We start from the raw sequence: 17,186 nt of genomic DNA, 5'->3' as shown, positions 1-17,186 counted from the left end.
GACGACGACATCCCGAAGCGGGCCGGGCAACGGCCCCGCTGCGAACCTTGCGACCAGTGAAGCACCTGCCACTGACAGTCACTCCTCGACCGCCGCAGTCGCCGCCGGCGGCCCGGCATCACCCGTCACGGACAGTGAAGCACCCCGCACTGACAACCGGCCGCGGCTGCTGCTCGCCGTCCTGCTCGCCGCCCTGTTCATGGCGGCCCTCGACGTCTTCATCGTGAATGTCGCCGCTCCCACCATCGGTTCCGGACTCCATGCCTCGGGCGCCGACCTGCAGCTGGTCATCGCCGGCTACGCCATCTCCTACTCCGTGTTGCTGATCACCGGCGCCCGGCTGGGCGACCGGCTCGGCCATGCCCGGGTCCACCTCGCCGGGGTCGCCCTGTTCACCACGGCCTCACTCGCCTGCGGGCTGGCGCAGGGGGCGACCGAGCTGATCGTCCTGCGGATGGTGCAGGGCGCCGGTGCGGCGCTGGCCATCCCGCAGGTGCTCAGCCTGATCCAGCGAACCTTCACCGGCGCGGCCCGGGCTCGGGCACTCGGCGCCTATTCGGCGGTCCTCGCCGTCGGTGCGGCGGCCGGGCAGACAGCGGGCGGTGTGCTGGTCAGCGCCGATCTGTTCGGGACCGGCTGGCGGCCGGTGTTCCTTGTCAACGTGCCGGTCGGCGTCGTGCTGCTCGTCATCGGCCGCCGGGTCCTGCCGCTGGGCGGCGCGGGAGGCAGGGAGCGGTCCCGTGCGCTCGACCTGCCCGGACTGGTGCTGCTGGGCGCGGCCGTGTCGCTGCTGACGGTGCCGCTCGGGCAGGAGGAGGACTGGCCGCTGTGGTCCTGGCTGTCACTGGCCGGTGCGGTGGTGCTGTTCGCGCTGTTCTGCGGGTTCGAGACCTGGCTGGCCCGGCGCGGCGGCGCCCCGCTGATCGCGCCCCGGGTGCTGCGCCACCCCGGCATCGGCCTGGCCGTCTTCCGCATCCTCGTCGTGATGTCGGTCAACGCGGGCTTCCTCTTCGCGCTGACCCTGCATGTCCAGGGCGGCCTCGGCTACAGCGCGCTGCGGGCCGGCCTGAGCTTCGCCCCGACCGCCGGCGTCTTCGGCGCCGTCAGCCTGACGTGGCGGAGGTGGCCCGCCGGGCTGCAGCGGGTGCTGACCCCGGCCGGGTTCGCGCTGACCGCGGTCTCCGTGGCCGTCGTGGGGCTGGCCTTCCACGGGGGCGGCGGCGGGGGAGCGGTGCTGTACGCCGGGTACGTGGGCGTGGGCGCCGGGCTCGCGCTAGCCTTCAGCCCGACCCTCACCCGTGCGCTCGCCACTGTGCGGCCCGAGGACGCGGCGGACGCCAGTGGCCTGCTGGCGACGGTCACCCAGCTCGGTCAGCTGATCGGCGTGGCGTCTTTCGGCACACTGTTCCTGAACCGGGTTGAGTCACCGGGGGTTCTGCGCTCGTATACCTCTGCGGAGGCGTTCTCGGTGTGTGCCTGGGCGCTGGCCTCAGCGGCCGTGGTGGGCGTCGTGTCCGGACTGGTACTGAGGCGTCGCTGACCGTATTGCTCCGGCCGTGGCAGAATCAAACGGCCGGAAGGGGGCACGGCCCGACGGGAGGGAGTAGCGATGCCTGCGAGCATCCTTGAGGAGGTCGGCCACCTCCTCGGTGCGGCGTTGATACGGGACACGACCACCCGGCTGAGCTGCCCTTCCTGTGGTTCCGCGCATGTCGCTCAAGTGCTCGGCGACAACGGCGGAATCTCCTACGTGTGCACGGCCTGCGGCCACATCTGGAGCTGATCGATGGGTGCACACAGGCGAAAGTGCGACTGGTGTGGGAGCGGTACGCCGATCGTCCGTGACATGGAGCCGATCAATCCCGACTACCAGTACTGGTGCGAGGAATGCGCGCGGGCGCTGATCATAAAAGGCGACCCGATCGAGACGTACCGGGAATTGGAGGGCGAGCCGATCTACGGGCGCCTTCTCGAAGAGCACTGCACACTCAAGCGGTTCTACTCCTTCGTGACCGCCTGATCCCCCTCGTGCCGTCGTCGTGTTCCGGCGCCGAGGTTCGGGTCAGCACGAGGAATGGCGCACCGGCTGCCGCGTAGAGCGCCGGATGCGTCAATTCCCCGGCTTCCTGGTGCGGTTCGGGCCGCCCGGTTCCGTGCGGCCCCCACCGGGGGTCCGTGGGCCCGCAGCAACGGTACGAGCGGACCCACCCAGCCACGGCGGCCGCGAGGCCCACAGCGGCCATGACAGCCGCCGAGGCAGCCCAAAGGGCATCCTCGAACGCGACGGCCGCCCCGCGCGCGTGCCGCAGCCATGGCGTCGCGCCCCCGCCTCGCAGGTGGGTCATCACACCCGTCACGATCAGGAACACCGGGAACAGCGCGGGCGTCAGTTCGATCCGGGCCACAAAAGCGGACATTAGCGACGTATCGATGTGAAGCCGAAACCGATTTTGCGCTGCGCCCCCGGGCCTGTAATGTTTACGTCGTCGCCAGGGGAACCGGGCGAAACAACAAAACAAGGGGCTATAGCTCAGTTGGTAGAGCGCTTGCATGGCATGCAAGAGGTCAGGAGTTCAATTCTCCTTAGCTCCACAGAAGTCGAAGGCGGATCATCCCGACGGATGGTCCGCCTTCGGCGTGTTGCGTCACCGCGAGCCGCAGCCGAACGACGGCGGTCGAGCCAAGGGGCGGTCACCCGGACCGGGTGACCGCCCCTTCGTGTGCTCAGCGGCCGAGAGCGCGCCGGCCGCGGCCCTGGGAGACGACCGGAAGGTTGCGGGACGGTGCCTGCCCGCGGGTGTCCTCCTCGATGCGCAGGGCGAGCGCCGGGCAGCGGCGCACCGCACGCAGGGCCTTCGCCTCCGCGTACCGCGGCACCTGCGCCTGGGCGACGGTCGGGAAACCGTCGGCGCCGAGTTCGAAGACCTCCGGGAGGATGTCGGCGCACAGCCCGTGGCCCCGGCACAGCGTCCAGTCGACGTAGATCTTCTGGCGGCTGGCGCCGGTTTCCTCGGGCTCTCCGCCGCCCGGGATGCCCGTAGGGGCCCTGCCGCCCTCGAAGAGCGGCAGAACGCCCTCCACGGGCCGTCCACAGCCGTTTCCGAGGACATGCGCGGCCAGGTCGTCGGTGAACGCCTTGATGGTCGACTCCAGGAACATCGCCGAGCCGTCCGGATGCGAACACGCGCCGCGGCGCTTGACGTTCTTCGCGACCTGCTTCAGCGCTTCCAGCGCGGCCGGACCGCCGCCGCTCAGGATGTCCTCCATGCCGCGCGCGGCGGCCGGCAGCCCGAGGTAGCAGGGCCCGCACTGGCCCGCGCTTTCCTCGGCCAGCCACTGCGCCACCCGCAGCGACTCGCCCAGCGGGCAGGTCTCCTGGCTGATCGGCAGAATCGCGCCCGCGCCCAGCGAACCGCCCACCGCGTCCAGCGAGTTGCGCGAGACGATCGCCTCGTTGACGGTCGCCGCGTCGATCCACTTGCCGTGATAGCCGCCGGTCAGCACGCCCTGCGGCACCGGCGGGGCACCCGCCAGCTGCAGCACGTAGCGCAGCGGCACGCCCGTGGGCACCTCGATCACCATCGGGCGGGCGACCGCGCCGGACACGGTGAGCATGACGGTGCCCGGCTCGTCGTACAGGCCGGTGTTGCCGTAGCGCTCGGGGCCGATGCGGGCGGCGATGGCCAGCTGCGCGAACGTCTCCGCGTTGGACAGCAGCGTGGGCGCGCCGCCGACGCCGCTCTGCGAGGCGCTGATCTTGCGGCCGGGCGGGATCGCCGGGCCGCCGTCGACCGAGCGGATCAGCGAGGCGGCGGCGCCGGTGACCATCCGCACCGGATTGCGCTGCACCCACGCGCGTAGCGCCGATCTACGGCTGTTGCTCAGCCCGCGTTCGGCGAGCGCGGCCTCCATGGAGCGCTGCGTCGACTCGCGGGTGACACCGATCACCAGCGTCCGCGCGCCGAGCGCCTCGGCGCACAACAGCGCGCCGTCCAGGATCAGGTGCGGGGCGCGGTTGATCAGCACCGTGTCCTTGCGGCAGGCAGGCTCGTCCTCGCTGCCGTTGACCACGACGACCGGCCGCACCCCGCGCTTGATCGCCGATTCGGCGACCGAGCGCAGCTTCTTGTGGAAGGGGAAGCCCGCGCCGCCACGGCCCCTGAGGTTGATGCGTTCGGCGAGCTGAGCGAGCTGCTCGCCGCCGAGCGGGTCGAGCGGTCCGTGCACCTTCAGGTGCATGGGCAGATCGAGCCGTTCCACAAGGTCGAAGCCCGACGTGAGCTGCGGAAGACCGACCACGCGGACTTCGGGTACGTCGGGCAGGGCCTCGTTCACTTAAAAGCCTCCGGACGGCGTGTTCCAAGATTCGCCCGAACCCGGAGTGTCGTAGGACGCGCCGGGCAGCGTTTCGGTAGCGGGACCGCTGTTGTACGTGTCACTGGCGTTGTACGTGCCGTAGAGGCCGTTTGTCTCACCGGTGTCGTACATGTCACTTCCGCCGTAACCGACGGTGCCCGAATTGCCGTAGACCGGAATGGTCTGCCCGGTGTCCTGGAACGGGTCGTACGCGGACGGCGGGGCCTCGCCGACCGGCGGCGGGGACGGGATCGGCCAGCTGCCCGAGGTGCTGGACAGGCCGTCCACGCGCGGCATGGCCTCCGTGGCCTGCATGTCCAGAGGCAGGTCCATACGGGAGGTCTGACCGGCCGGGTACGACTGCCGGGAGCGGCCCGGTGTGGAGACCGCGCGGTAGGCGGCCGCGAAGCCCGACGCGGGTTCCGCGGCGGGGGCGGCGGGGGACTGGTACAGCGGCGCCGACGGAGCGGCGGCTCCCCTCGGCTCGCGCCGGCTCTCGAAGCCCGCCGGAGCCGGCTCGGCCGCCCGGGAACGGCTCGCGTCCAGCTCCTCGAGTCCGGGCCGCTCCGAGCTGCCGAACAGCGCCACCAGCCGGTCGGCGACCCGGCGCTTGACCGGGCGCGGGGCGGCGCGCAGGGCGAGGGCGGCCATCACGCCCAGCAGCGACAGGCCGTAGGAGATCACGAAGAACGGCTTGGCCGCGCGACCCGCGTACAGGCCGTGGATCAGCGCGGCGCACCAGGCCGGGTAGGCGAGCATGTGCATGGCGCGCCAGCGGGCGGCGACCGGGGCCGGGGTGGCGAAATTGCTGCGCAGGGCGCCGGTGACGCCCACGAAGATCATCAGCAGGCCCGCCAGCGAACCCAGGCCGATCAGGCCGCCGATTCCGGTGACACCGAGCGCGAAAGGAATGATCGCGGCGATCGCCTTCGTGTGGCCGAGCGCGACCTTCGTGGTGATGTGCAGCAGGAGGAACGCGATCGAGGCGACCCCGAGCGTGCGGTGCACCGCCTGGCCGACGATCCGCTGCCGGATGTTCAGGAAGATCCGGTCCTGCGCGAACAGGCCCCAGATCACCGAGCAGCTGAGCGAGACCAGGGACAACACGCCCGCGCCGAAGTTGAGGAAGTCGCGGAACTGGTTGCCTCCGGCCAGCACGACCACGGGTATGAGCAGCAGGACGACAGCCGATGCCACCCCGGAGGCCGAGCGGCCAGGCTTGGGGAGGGAGCTGGTACTACGACGAGGGTTCATGGGGGCAACTCCGAGCAGTTTCGGGAAAGCGGTCCCGCTGCCGAACTCTAAATGGCGCCATACCGATCAGTACGGGGTTTGAGTTATTGCGTTGTTATCAGCGGACCATGCGACTGGGCTGTTGTCCCTTGGCGGACGGTGCGCGGGGTAATTGTCGACCTTGGTTGAGCCTCCTCGAGGGTTCTGGCATGTCCACAAGGGATACGGAAGAGTGCCGCCGCTTGCTCAAGCGTGTCGCGGCGCGTCGAAGGCCGTCCCCGCGCGCTGAAGGCCTGCGGTACCCTAGCGCCATGCGTGCCGTACGCCTTCTGCTTAGCGGGCCGCGCTGATCAGTACCGACCCCGGGTCGAACCGTGAGGTCGGCATCGGCGCGGCGTCCCCTCCTGTGCGAGGGGTTTTTTCATTTCCGCAGGCAGAGACGATCGATGGAGCTTTGAGGATCATGAGCGAGACGAACCCCGCTGCCGCCGCCACGTCGGCGGAGGCCGCGCCGCACCGCTACACGGCCGCCATGGCGGCCGAGATCGAGGCACGCTGGCAGGACTTCTGGGACGCGGACGGCACGTACGCGGCGCCGAACCCCGAGGGCGACCTGGCGGGCGACCCCGAGCTGGTCGCCAAGCCCAAGAAGTTCATCATGGACATGTTCCCGTACCCCTCGGGTGCGGGCCTGCACGTCGGCCACCCGCTGGGCTACATCGCCACCGACGTCTTCGCCCGGTTCCAGCGCATGACCGGCCACAACGTCCTGCACACCCTGGGCTTCGACGCCTTCGGCCTGCCCGCAGAGCAGTACGCCGTGCAGACCGGCACGCACCCGCGCGTGTCCACCGAGGCCAACATCGAGAACATGAAGACCCAGCTGCGCCGGCTGGGCCTGGGCCACGACAAGCGCCGGTCCTTCGCCACGATCGACCCGGACTACTACAAGTGGACCCAGTGGATCTTCCTGCAGATCTTCAACTCGTGGTACGACGACGAGGCGAAGAAGGCCCGCCCGATCTCCGAGCTGATCGCCCGGTTCGAGTCCGGTGAGCGCCCGATTCCGGGCACCACGCGCGCGTGGAGCGAGCTGAACGCCCGCGAGCGCGCCGACATCCTGGGCGAGTACCGCCTGGCCTACGCCTCCCACGCGCCCGTCAACTGGTGCCCGGGCCTGGGCACCGTACTGGCCAACGAGGAGGTCACCGCCGACGGCCGCTCCGAGCGCGGCAACTACCCGGTCTTCAAGGCCAAGCTGCGGCAGTGGAACATGCGCATCACCGCCTACGCCGACCGGCTGCTGGAGGACCTGGAGGAGCTGGACTGGCCCGAGGCCATCAAGCTGCAGCAGCGCAACTGGATCGGCCGCAGCGAGGGCGCCCGCGTCGACTTCCCGATCGACGGCGAGCACATCACGATCTTCACCACCCGCCAGGACACCCTGTTCGGCGCGACCTACATGGTGCTGGCGCCCGAGCACCCGCTGGTCGAGAAGTTCACCCCCGAGGCCTGGCCCGAGGGCACGCACGAGGTGTGGACCGGCGGACACGCCACCCCGGCCGAGGCCGTCGCCGCCTACCGCGCGCAGGCCGCCTCGAAGTCCGACGTCGAGCGCCAGGCCGAGGCCAAGGACAAGACCGGCGTCTTCACCGGCGCGTTCGCGACCAACCCGGTCAACGGCGAGCAGGTCCCCGTCTTCATCGCCGACTACGTCCTGATGGGCTACGGCACCGGCGCGATCATGGCCGTCCCGGCGCACGACACCCGTGACTTTGCCTTCGCGCGCGCCTTCGAGCTGCCGATCCGCTGCGTGGTCGAGCCGACCGACGGGCGCGGCACCGACACCGCGACCTGGGACGACGCCTTCGTGTCGTACGACGCGACGCTGGTCAACTCCGCCAGCGACGAGGTCTCCCTGGACGGCCTGGGCGTCGTCGAGGCCAAGGCCCGCATCACCGAATGGCTGCAGGACAAGGGCATCGGCGAGGGCACCGTCAACTTCCGTCTGCGCGACTGGCTGTTCAGCCGCCAGCGCTACTGGGGCGAGCCCTTCCCGATCGTCTACGACGAGGACGGCGTCGCCCACTCGCTGCCCGAGTCGATGCTGCCGCTGGAGCTGCCCGAGGTCGAGGACTACAGCCCGCGCACCTTCGACCCGGACGACGCCGACACCCAGCCCGAGACCCCGCTGTCGCGCAACGAGGAGTGGGTCAACGTCACCCTGGACCTGGGCGACGGGCCGAAGAAGTACCGCCGCGAGACCAACACCATGCCCAACTGGGCGGGTTCCTGCTGGTACGAGTTCCGTTACCTGGACCCGCACAACGAGCGGCAGCTGGTCGACCCCGAGATCGAGCAGTACTGGATGGGCCCGCGCGAGGGCCGGCCGCACGGCGGTGTCGACCTGTACGTCGGCGGCGCCGAGCACGCGGTGCTGCACCTGCTGTACGCGCGCTTCTGGTCCAAGGTGCTGTACGACCTGGGCCACGTGTCGTCGGCCGAGCCGTTCCACAAGCTGTTCAACCAGGGCATGATCCAGGCCTACGTCTACCGCGACAGCCGTGGCATCGCGGTGCCGGCCGCCGAGGTGGAGGAGCGCGACGGCGCCTACTACTACCAGGGCGAGAAGGTCACCCGCCTGCTGGGCAAGATGGGCAAGTCCCTGAAGAACGCGGTGACCCCGGACGAGATCTGCGCCGAGTACGGCGCCGACACCCTGCGCCTGTACGAGATGGCCATGGGCCCGCTGGACGTCTCCCGGCCGTGGGACACGCGCGCGGTGGTCGGCCAGTTCCGGCTGCTGCAGCGACTGTGGCGCAACATCGTCGACGAGGCGACCGGTGAGGTCACCGTCACCGACGCCGAGCCCGACGAGGAGACCCTCCGCGCCCTGCACAAGGCGATCGACGGCGTCCGCCAGGACCTGGAGGGCCTGCGCTTCAACACCGCCATCGCCAAGGTCACCGAGCTGAACAACCACCTGACCAAGACCGGCACCGCGGTGCCGCGTTCGGTGGCCGAGCCCCTGGTGCTGATGGTCGCCCCGCTGGCCCCGCACATCGCCGAGGAGCTGTGGCGCAAGCTGGGCCGCACCGACTCGGTCGTCCACCAGGACTTCCCGGTCGCCGACCCGGACTACGTCGTGGACGAGACCGTGACCTGCGTCGTGCAGATCAAGGGCAAGGTCAAGGCCCGCCTGGAGGTGCCGCCGGCCATCTCCGAGGAGGAGCTGGAGAAGGTGGCGCTGGCCGATGACAAGGTCGTGGCGGCGCTGGCCGGCGCGGGCATCCGCAAGGTGATCGTCCGGGCGCCGAAGCTGGTGAACATCGTTCCGGCGTGATGACCGGACACCGGCCACGGCCGGCATCGGGGTAGTCCCCTACGGGCAGGTTCGGGGTTTTTCTGGAACTCCGGGCCTGCCCGCTGCGTTTACCGTGGAAAGCGCAGCGGCGTGTGCCGCACCGGCCGGAGGAGGAGCGTCATGGAAACAGTGATCGCCGTGTTCGCCCTGCTCTTCCTGCTCTTCATCGGCCTGGGCGCGTACGCCACGGTCAAGGCGGTCGGCGCCGCCAAGCGCGGGGTGGACCGGACGATCGAGCAGGCCCGCCGCACCGTCGAGGACCACACCCTGCGCGCCAAGTCCTTCGTCCAGGTCGGCCCGGCCGCGGAGATCGCGCAGCTGAGGCTCGCGCTGCGCACCTCGATGCGCGCCACCCAGGACGCCCTGCGCGCGGGCGCGGCCGAGGACGAGTCGCTGAAGGAGTCCCTCGGCCTCTTCGAACGGCTCAGCGCACACGGGCAAGAGCTGGACACCGACCTCAGGCGGCTGGAGTCGGAGCCGGACCGGGCCGAACTCGCCGCGCGGCTGCCCGAGCTGCGCAGCCGCACCGAGCGCATCACCAAGTCCGCGGACTCGCTGCGCTGGGCGGTCCGCGACCGGGCGCGCCGCTTCTTCGAGGACGATCTGGGCGCGCTCAGCGACCAGATAGACATCGAGGCCGACGCCCTGCGTCACTGGACCCCGGCCGGTTCCCCACCGGCGCAGGGACAGCGGCCCGGCACATCCGCCGCGTCCACCCCCGACGGCCCGGCGGCCCAGCACGCTCGCTCGCGGCCCTCCCACCCCGACGAGGAGCAGGCGCGCCAGGCGATCACCCCGCCGTCGCCACGCCTCACCCACCCTTGGCAGAAGAAGCCGCGCCCCGAGAGCACCACCTGACCTGGCCGCTTTGGACCCGCACCATGGGGGCCGGGCTGCCACGCGAGCACTACGGCAGGTAACCTCCAGCTCATGTCCCGCCATGTCGCGATCGTCACCGATTCAACGGCCTACCTGCCGCCGCGGACGATGGAGCGTCACGGCATCACCGCGGTGCCCCTGACCGTGGTTCTCGGCGACCAGGCACTCGAAGAGGGCACCGAGATCTCCACCCGCTCCCTGGCCCAGGCGCTGCAGAAGCGGCGCCCCGTCACCACCTCGCGCCCGAGCCCCGAGGTGTTCGCGGAAACCTACCGCAGGGTCGCCGAGTCCGGCGCGAGCGGCATCGTCTCCCTGCATCTGTCCGCCGAGTTGTCCGGCACCTACGACGCGGCGGTCCTCGCCGCCCGCGGGGCGCCGGTGCCGGTACGGGTGGTGGACACCGGGATGGTGGCGATGGCGCTCGGCTTCTGCGCGCTCGCCGCGGCTGAGGCGGCCGGAGCCGGCGGCACGGTGGACGAGGCCGTCACGGCCGCCGAGAAGCGGGCCGCGGGCACGTCCGCCTACTTCTACGTCGACACCCTCGACTATCTGCGCCGTGGCGGCCGCATCGGAGCCGCCCAGGCCCTGCTCGGTTCCGCACTAGCCGTCAAACCCCTGCTCCAGCTGGACGGCGGACGCATCGAACTGCTCGAGAAGGTCCGTACGGCGTCCAAGGCCATCGCGCGTCTGGAGGAGATCGCCGCCGAGCGGGCGGGCGATGCCGAGGTCGACATCGCCGTCCATCACCTCGCCGCCCCCGACCGCGCCGCCGCACTCGCCGACCGGCTGCGGGAACGGCTGCCGGGCCTGGCCGACCTCCATGTCAGCGAGGTCGGGGCGGTGATCGGCGCACACACCGGCCCCGGGCTGCTCGGAGTGGTGGTTTCGCCCCGCTGACCCAGTCACTCGTACGGGTGGCAGAGTTATCCACAACTGGGCTGTCATCCCCGGGAATTGACCAAGATCATCGCGAATCGACGGGATGTCCCATCCTCGTCGCATGGCACTTCGATCACGTTCACGCACGGCCACCCCGACCAGCGGCCCCGGCCGTGGCCCCACCTCCGACGGCCGCATCCGTCACCGCCGTGGAATCGATGGCGGCCGTGCCCGCCACCGCCCGCCGGCACCGGCCGAGGAACTGCGCCGCCGAGCGGAACTCCTCTTCGGCGAACGAGCCGTGCGATGGCGGGAGTCGGGGAACGGACCGCCGGACGGGGCGGGTGCCGTGAATCCGGCAACCGCGATGGCAACCGAGGTGGCCACCGGGGTGGCGGCCGAGGCTGCTACGGCATCGGTCACGGGCCGGGCGCCCGGGCTGAGCCCGGCGAAGGCGGTGACGACCACGGTCGCGCCTGTTTTCACCGAGCCACCGCACGCCGCACCGGCTGACGGGCCGACGCCCACCCCGACGACCACATCGGCACTGAGCACACCCCGAGACCCCGAAACAGCTGTGTACGTGCACCCGTTGGACTTGCCAGGACCCGTCGGCCCCGGCTGGCGGGAGCGGTTCGGGCCGGCGTTGCGGGAGCGGCTGCCGGTGTGGTTGCAGGCGCGGTGCGGGGTGGAGCGGCGGGGAGTCGTGGCGCTCACCGTGGTGCTCGTGGCCGCCGCAGTGTTCGCCTTACAGCACTTCTGGGCCGGGCGGACCGAATCCGTGAGCGCTCCTCAAGCGGTGCGTGCGGAGGTACCTCACGCCAAGGCGGACACGCCCTACGCCAAGAAGGGAGACGACGCGAAGGCCGGTGCGGGTGCGAGCGCCTCGGCGACGCCGGGCGGACAGATCGTCGTGGATGTCAGCGGCAAGGTCCGTCACCCGGGGATCCAGCGCTTGCCGGCCGGTTCCCGGGTGGCCGACGCGCTGCGGGCGGCCGGCGGTGTCCGTCCGGGGGTGAGCACCGAGGGCCTCAACCGGGCCCGCTTTCTCGTCGACGGCGAACAGGTCGTCGTCGGCGCGCCCGCCGGGGCGGTGCCTCCACCCGGCCCGTCGGCCGGGGCCGCCCCCGGACCGGCCGGCACGGGCCCCGCGGCGCCCGTCTCCCTCAACACGGCCACGGCGGACCAGCTCGACGCGCTGCCGGGAGTCGGCCCGGTCCTCGCCCAGCACATCATCGACTACCGCACCCAGCACGGCGGCTTTCGCTCGGTGGACGAACTGCGTGAGGTCAACGGCATCGGCGACCGTCGCTTCAGCGATCTGCGGCACATGGTGCGGCCATGAGCCGCGCGATCGTCGACGGGTCGCAGGGCCGTGTGAGGACCGGCGCATTCGCGCACGCCCGGCGCAGAGGCGAGCGGTCAGGAGACCCGGGGCCCGACGGCGCGGTGGTCCGCGACACCGCGGAGAACGGGACCGCTGCTCGCGGCGACCGAGCGGGGCCCATGGACCTGCGTCTGGTGCCGCCCGCGCTCGCGGCCTGGGGCACGGCGGCCCTGACGCTGGACACCCCGGCGGCCTGGACGGCCGGGATCGCGCTCACCTGCCTGGTGGGCGGGATCGCTCTGCTGGCGACGCGGAGGTCCTCACAGCCCGCACAGTCCGTAGCGGACGGGCGGGTCACGCGGAGAGGGCAGGTCGAGAGGCCGATCGGCGGATTCGCGTGGGCCCGTGCCCCGATCGCCGCCGTGCTGCTGTGCGTCGCCGCGGCGGCGGCCTCGGCCGGACTGCACGGGGCCGACCTGCGGTGCGGGCCGGTGCCCGAGCTGGCCCGGCGGTACGCGACCGTGACCGCCGACGTCGAGGTGGCCGGCGACCCCTGGCTGAGCCGACCAAGGGTGCGCGGTGATCACGCCGCGCCCCAGGCGGTACTGGCCCAGGCGGAGGTGCGGCGCGTCGAACGGAGCGACGGGACGAGCGTACTGACGCGGACTCCGGTGCTGCTGGTCATCGATGCGCACGTTCCGGCACCGCAAGGGACAGCTGCCCGCGTACAAGGCGCTCAGGGTGCGCGGGGTGTGCGGCGCGGGCAGGGTGCTCGTGAGGCCTGGCTCGGGTTGTTGCCGTCCACGCGGGTGCGGGTGAGCGGGGGGCTGGCGCCCGCGCTGACCGGTGGGGAGCGGACCGCGGCCGTGCTGCGGGTGCGTGGCCGGCCGGGGCCACGGATCGTAGCGGGGCCCAGCGGGGCGCAACGACTCGCGGGACGGCTCCGGGCCGGACTGCGGGAGGCGACCGACACGCTGCCGGGGGACGCGCGGGCGCTCCTTCCAGGGCTGGTCGTCGGGGACACCTCACGGATCACGCCCGAGCTGGACGAGGCGTTCAAGGAGACGGACCTGGCGCACACGCTCGCCGTGTCCGGCAGCAACCTCACCGTCCTGCTCGCGCTGCTCATCGGGCCGCCCGGAATGGCCCGGCTGATCGAACGCCGTGGCCTCGCTCCGCGCCTCGGGCTCTCGCTGCGGGCGACCGCACTGCTCGCCGGAGCGCTCACATCGGGATTCGTGGTCGTGTGCCGGCCCGACCCCAGTGTGCTGCGGGCCGCCGCCTGTGGCGCGGTCGCGCTGCTCGCCCTGGCCACCGGGCGCCGCAGATCCCTGATCCCGGCACTGGCCACGGCGGTTCTGCTGTTGGTGCTCTACGACCCGTGGCTGGCCCGAAGCTATGGCTTCCTGCTCTCCGTGCTGGCCACCGGCGCGCTGCTCGTCCTGGCACCGGGCTGGTGCGAGGCGCTGCGGCGGCGCCGGGTGCCGCCGAGGCTCGCGGAGGCGCTGGCGGCGGCCGCGGCGGCACAGGCGGTGTGTGCTCCGGTCACGGCGGTGCTGTCGGCGCGGGTCAGCCTGGTGGCGGTGCCGTGCAACCTGCTGGCCGAGGTGGCGGTGGCACCCGCCACCGTGCTGGGCTTCACGGCGCTCATGACGGCGCCGGTGGCGATGGCACCGGCCAAGGCGCTCGCTTGGTGCGCGCGTTGGCCCGCCGAGTGGATCGCCCATGTGGCCCGGACGGGGGCGGCGCTGCCCGGCGCGGGAGTGGACTGGCCGGGGAGCTGGGCGGGAGCGCTGCTGCTCGCGGCGGTCACTGTCGGCGTCGTCCTGGCCGGGCGGCGGCTCACGCGGCATCCGTGGTGGTGCGGGCTGCTCGGGGTGCTGCTCCTGCTGGCGGTGGTCCGGCCGGCGCCGCTGACCCGGGTGATCACGGGCTGGCCGCCGCCGGGCTGGCGGTTCGCGATGTGCGATGTAGGTCAGGGCGACGCGACCGTACTGGCGGCGGGCGAGGGCGCCGGGGTGGTCGTGGACGCCGGCCCCGATCCGGCGCTGGTCGACCGCTGTCTGCGGCACCTGGGCATCACGCGCATCCCGCTTCTCGTACTGACCCACTTCCATGCCGACCATGTGGCGGGACTGCCCGGGGTGCTGCGGGGCCGTTCGGTGGCCGCTGTCGAGACCACTGGTTTCGAGGAGCCCGCCGACGAGGCGGAGTTCGTCAGAAGGGAGGCGGCGGCGCGGCACATCCCGGTCACACGGGCCGTAGCGGGAGAGGAACGGCGTGCCGGAGCGCTGTCCTGGCGGGTCCTGTGGCCCCCACCGAGCACCCGGCCGCCCGGGGACACCCGGACCCCGGCCTGGCCGGGCCCGGTGCCCGAGCCGGACGGTCCGAACGACGCCAGCGTGGCGATGCTGGTGCGCTCGGGCGGTCTGCGGCTGCTGTTGCTGGGCGACCTCGAACCACCGGCCCAACAGGCGTTGGTGCGGTCACCGGCGGCGGCCGAGCTGGCCGGTGTGGACGTCCTGAAGGTGGCCCATCATGGCTCGGCCTATCAGGACCCGGAGCTGATACGGCTCGCGGCTCCCCGGGTGGCGCTCATTTCATGCGGCGCCGACAACCCCTATGGCCATCCGGCACCGGCGACCGTGGCAGCGCTGCGGGAGGGCGGGGCGCTGGTGCTGCGCACCGACCGGGACGGGGAGCTCGCGGTCGGCGGGACGGGAGGGAAGGGTGGGGAGCTGAGGGTGGCCAGAGACTGAGGACCGGGTGTTCGCCCAGACTGGGGCCATGAACTCAAGCCAGGTCGAGGCCTATCTCCGCCGGATCCGGGCCGAGCACCCGCAGGAGCCCACCGGCCGGGCGCTGCGCGAGCTGCAACTGCGCCATCTGCTGACCGTCCCCTTCGAGAACCTGTCGATCCACCTCGGCGAGGAGATCGTGCTGGAGGAGGAGAGGCTGCTGGACAAAGTGATCGGACGCGGGCGGGGTGGCTTCTGCTACGAATTGAACGGCGCGTTCGGTGCATTGCTCGCCGCGCTCGGCTACGAGGTCGAACTGCTCGCGGCACGCGTGTACGGCGACGAGGGACGGCTCGGCATCCCGTACGACCATCTCGCCCTGCGGGTGCGGACGGTGGAGGGGGACACCTGGCTCGCGGACGTCGGGTTCGGCGCACACAGTCACTACCCGCTGAGTTACGCGGAACGCGAGGAGCAGGTGGACCCGGGCGGCGTGTTCCGGGTGGTGGCGGCCGGGCCGGACGCGGCCGGGGTGAGCGGCGGCGGCTCGGCCGGTCCCGGGGACCTGGACGTCATACGGGACGGCAGGCCGCAGTACCGGCTCGAGACGCGGCCCCGTGTGCTCGGGGACTTCGCGGCCGGGGTCTGGTGGCACAGCACCTCGCCGCTGTCGCACTTCACCCGGTCACTCGTCTGCTCACGGGTCACCGAGGACGGGGGGAGGGTCACGCTCAGCGGGCGGGAACTGAAGACGACCGCGGGCGACGGGACGCGTGGGACACGGGAGTTGGAGACGGACGAGGAGGTGTTGACCGCGTACCGGGAGCGGTTCGGGATCGAGCTGGGCCGTGTGCCGACGGTGCGAAACCGGAACGGGAACCAGAAACCGTGATCCGGGCCGGTTTCGGCGCTTGTGTCGGATTCCCGCGATGCGTGCCTGCCGCGCCGGAGGCCTGACCTGGGCGTACGGGTGCCGCCCCGGGGCCTCCGCACGGTGCCGGAGAATGGGCCCGTGAGCGATGTGAGACATGTGCTGGTGCTGCCCGACCGGGATGCCGCCGAGGAGGTGGCCGAGGTGCTCGGGCAGCGGTTCGGGCTGGACGAGGAGCCTCGGCTCGTCCGGGAGGCGCTGGCCGGCGAGGACGACGCCGAGGACGCACAGTGGCTGGTGGTCCTGCGGGACGAGAACGAGCGGCTGGACCCGGCGGAGCTGGACGAGTTCGCCGCGGAGTGGGACGGCTGGCGCGAGGAGCCGTGACCCCGAGGCGGACTCCGGGTCCGCTCCGGGACCGGTCAGGGTGCCGGGGCCGGTTCGTTGTCAGTGCCGCGTGGGATGCTGTCAGTGATGGCCAGGAAGACTGCAAATGACGCCCCTCTCGCCCCGGTGACGCTCGCCGTGGGCCAGGAGGACCTCCTGCTCGACCGTGCCGTGCGGGAGGTGGTGGCCGCCGCCAAGGCCGCCGACGCCGACACGGACGTACGCGACCTCACCCCGGACCAGTTGCAGCCCGGCACGCTCGCCGAGCTCACCAGTCCTTCGCTCTTCGCCGAGCGGAAAGTCGTGGTCGTACGCAATGCGCAGGACCTGTCCGCCGACACGGTCAAGGACGTGAAGGCATATCTCGGGGCGCCCGCCGAGGAGATCACGCTGGTGCTGCTGCACGCGGGCGGGGTCAAGGGCAAGGGGCTGCTCGATGCCGCGCGCAAGGCGGGAGCGCGCGAGGTGGCCTGCCCGAAGATGACCAAGCCCGCGGACCGGCTGGCCTTCGTGCGGGGGGAGTTCCGCTCCTTCGGGCGGTCGGCCACGCCCGAGGCATGCCAGGCGCTCTGCGACGCCATCGGCAGCGATCTGCGGGAGCTGGCCTCGGCGGTCTCCCAGCTGGTCGCCGACGTCGAGGGGACGATCGACGAGGCGGTCGTCGGGCGGTACTACACCGGCCGGGCCGAGGCCTCCAGCTTCACGGTCGCCGACCGGGCCGTGGAGGGGCGTACAGCGGAGGCGCTGGAGGCGCTCAGATGGTCGCTGGCGACGGGCGTGGCGCCGGTGCTGATCACCAGTGCGCTGGCCCAGGGCGTGCGGGCGATCGGGAAGCTGTCCTCGGCGCGCGGGGGACGGCCGGCCGATCTGGCGCGGGAGCTGGGGATGCCGCCGTGGAAGATCGATCGGGTGCGGCAGCAGATGCGGGGGTGGACACCGGACGGGGTGGCGGTGGCGATGCGCGCCGTTGCCGAGGCCGACGCCGGGGTGAAGGGCGGGGGCGACGACCCCGAGTACGCCCTGGAGAAGGCGGTCGTGACCATCGCCCGAGCGGCACGATCGAGAGGCCGGGCCTGATCCGCCGCCCGCCAAGGCGCGCCCCGGCGCGGACCTGGGGCTGACCTACTGCCGACCCGGGCGGACCCGCCGACA

The 17,186-nt window shown here is 72.0% G+C and carries 13 protein-coding genes and 1 tRNA gene; 12 read left to right on the top strand and 2 right to left on the bottom strand.

Annotated features, from left to right (window positions below):
* Window positions 1–181: 181 nt before the first annotated feature.
* The 4 genes from ACZ5NH_RS10455 (at window position 182) to ACZ5NH_RS10440 (ending at window position 2,592) form a co-directional block, all read left to right on the top strand.
* Complete coding sequence (locus ACZ5NH_RS10455) at window positions 182–1,540, top strand: MFS transporter (protein WP_468774241.1); 1,359 nt, start codon at window positions 182–184, stop codon at window positions 1,538–1,540.
* 69 nt (window positions 1,541–1,609) lie between these two features.
* A complete protein-coding gene (locus tag ACZ5NH_RS10450) occupies window positions 1,610–1,783 on the top strand; it encodes a hypothetical protein (RefSeq protein ID WP_388622257.1) in 174 nt (57 codons plus the stop codon).
* A 3-nt stretch (window positions 1,784–1,786) separates the two neighbouring features.
* Complete coding sequence (locus ACZ5NH_RS10445) at window positions 1,787–2,020, top strand: hypothetical protein (protein ID WP_006136074.1); 234 nt, start codon at window positions 1,787–1,789, stop codon at window positions 2,018–2,020.
* 499 nt (window positions 2,021–2,519) lie between these two features.
* Window positions 2,520–2,592: transfer RNA gene (locus ACZ5NH_RS10440), tRNA-Ala, on the top strand.
* 132 nt (window positions 2,593–2,724) lie between these two features.
* Here ACZ5NH_RS10440 and ACZ5NH_RS10435 read toward each other — a convergent pair.
* Both ACZ5NH_RS10435 and ACZ5NH_RS10430 read right to left on the bottom strand, forming a co-directional pair.
* Entirely contained in the window at window positions 2,725–4,335 is a 1,611-nt protein-coding gene (locus tag ACZ5NH_RS10435; RefSeq protein WP_388622255.1) for an NADH-ubiquinone oxidoreductase-F iron-sulfur binding region domain-containing protein, read from the bottom strand.
* On the bottom strand, window positions 4,336–5,610 hold the full coding sequence (locus ACZ5NH_RS10430) for a cytochrome b/b6 domain-containing protein (RefSeq protein WP_388622253.1): 1,275 nt from the start codon (window positions 5,608–5,610) through the stop codon (window positions 4,336–4,338). It lies immediately after the preceding gene.
* 442 nt (window positions 5,611–6,052) lie between these two features.
* Here ACZ5NH_RS10430 and leuS point away from each other — a divergent pair, with 442 nt between their 5' ends.
* The 8 genes from leuS to holA all read left to right on the top strand — a co-directional run bounded on the left by leuS (window position 6,053) and on the right by holA (window position 17,111).
* Window positions 6,053–8,932 carry a leucine--tRNA ligase gene (gene leuS, locus ACZ5NH_RS10425; protein ID WP_468774148.1) on the top strand — a complete coding sequence of 960 codons (2,880 nt, stop codon included), beginning with the start codon at window positions 6,053–6,055 and terminating at the stop codon, window positions 8,930–8,932.
* Between the two features lie 141 nt (window positions 8,933–9,073).
* On the top strand, window positions 9,074–9,811 hold the full coding sequence (locus ACZ5NH_RS10420) for a hypothetical protein (RefSeq protein WP_451551291.1): 738 nt from the start codon (window positions 9,074–9,076) through the stop codon (window positions 9,809–9,811).
* A 72-nt stretch (window positions 9,812–9,883) separates the two neighbouring features.
* Window positions 9,884–10,729, top strand: coding sequence for a DegV family protein (locus ACZ5NH_RS10415; RefSeq protein ID WP_388622247.1), 846 nt, complete (start codon window positions 9,884–9,886; stop codon window positions 10,727–10,729).
* A 103-nt stretch (window positions 10,730–10,832) separates the two neighbouring features.
* Window positions 10,833–12,056, top strand: coding sequence for a ComEA family DNA-binding protein (locus ACZ5NH_RS10410; protein WP_468774145.1), 1,224 nt, complete (start codon window positions 10,833–10,835; stop codon window positions 12,054–12,056).
* Window positions 12,053–14,797 (top strand): ComEC/Rec2 family competence protein, encoded by a 2,745-nt coding sequence (locus tag ACZ5NH_RS10405; protein ID WP_468774143.1) that lies wholly within the window; start codon window positions 12,053–12,055, stop codon window positions 14,795–14,797. The genes ACZ5NH_RS10410 and ACZ5NH_RS10405 overlap by 4 nt, the downstream gene beginning before the upstream one ends.
* A gap of 28 nt (window positions 14,798–14,825) precedes the next feature.
* Complete coding sequence (locus ACZ5NH_RS10400; RefSeq protein ID WP_468774141.1) at window positions 14,826–15,668, top strand: arylamine N-acetyltransferase family protein; 843 nt, start codon at window positions 14,826–14,828, stop codon at window positions 15,666–15,668.
* A gap of 120 nt (window positions 15,669–15,788) precedes the next feature.
* Window positions 15,789–16,034, top strand: a complete 246-nt coding sequence (locus ACZ5NH_RS10395) for a hypothetical protein (protein ID WP_468774139.1) — start codon at window positions 15,789–15,791, stop codon at window positions 16,032–16,034.
* An 87-nt stretch (window positions 16,035–16,121) separates the two neighbouring features.
* Entirely contained in the window at window positions 16,122–17,111 is a 990-nt protein-coding gene (gene holA, locus ACZ5NH_RS10390; RefSeq protein WP_468774137.1) for a DNA polymerase III subunit delta, read from the top strand.
* The last annotated feature ends 75 nt before the right edge of the window (window positions 17,112–17,186 follow it).

The sequence above is a fragment of the Streptomyces sp. NPDC031426 genome (assembly GCF_055581585.1).
The sequence above is the reverse complement of the archived record's forward strand: the minus strand, read 5'-3'. Positions and strand labels throughout refer to the sequence as shown.

Coding starts and splice junctions, on each gene's coding strand:
- holA (WP_468774137.1), top strand. CDS start 16,122: ATGGCCAGGAAGACTGCAAATGACGCCCCTCTCGCCCCGGTGACGCTC.
- ACZ5NH_RS10420 (WP_451551291.1), top strand. CDS start 9,074: ATGGAAACAGTGATCGCCGTGTTCGCCCTGCTCTTCCTGCTCTTCATC.
- ACZ5NH_RS10410 (WP_468774145.1), top strand. CDS start 10,833: ATGGCACTTCGATCACGTTCACGCACGGCCACCCCGACCAGCGGCCCC.
- ACZ5NH_RS10400 (WP_468774141.1), top strand. CDS start 14,826: ATGAACTCAAGCCAGGTCGAGGCCTATCTCCGCCGGATCCGGGCCGAG.
- leuS (WP_468774148.1), top strand. CDS start 6,053: ATGAGCGAGACGAACCCCGCTGCCGCCGCCACGTCGGCGGAGGCCGCG.
- ACZ5NH_RS10415 (WP_388622247.1), top strand. CDS start 9,884: ATGTCCCGCCATGTCGCGATCGTCACCGATTCAACGGCCTACCTGCCG.
- ACZ5NH_RS10405 (WP_468774143.1), top strand. CDS start 12,053: ATGAGCCGCGCGATCGTCGACGGGTCGCAGGGCCGTGTGAGGACCGGC.
- ACZ5NH_RS10430 (WP_388622253.1), bottom strand. CDS start 5,610: ATGAACCCTCGTCGTAGTACCAGCTCCCTCCCCAAGCCTGGCCGCTCG.
- ACZ5NH_RS10445 (WP_006136074.1), top strand. CDS start 1,787: ATGGGTGCACACAGGCGAAAGTGCGACTGGTGTGGGAGCGGTACGCCG.
- ACZ5NH_RS10450 (WP_388622257.1), top strand. CDS start 1,610: ATGCCTGCGAGCATCCTTGAGGAGGTCGGCCACCTCCTCGGTGCGGCG.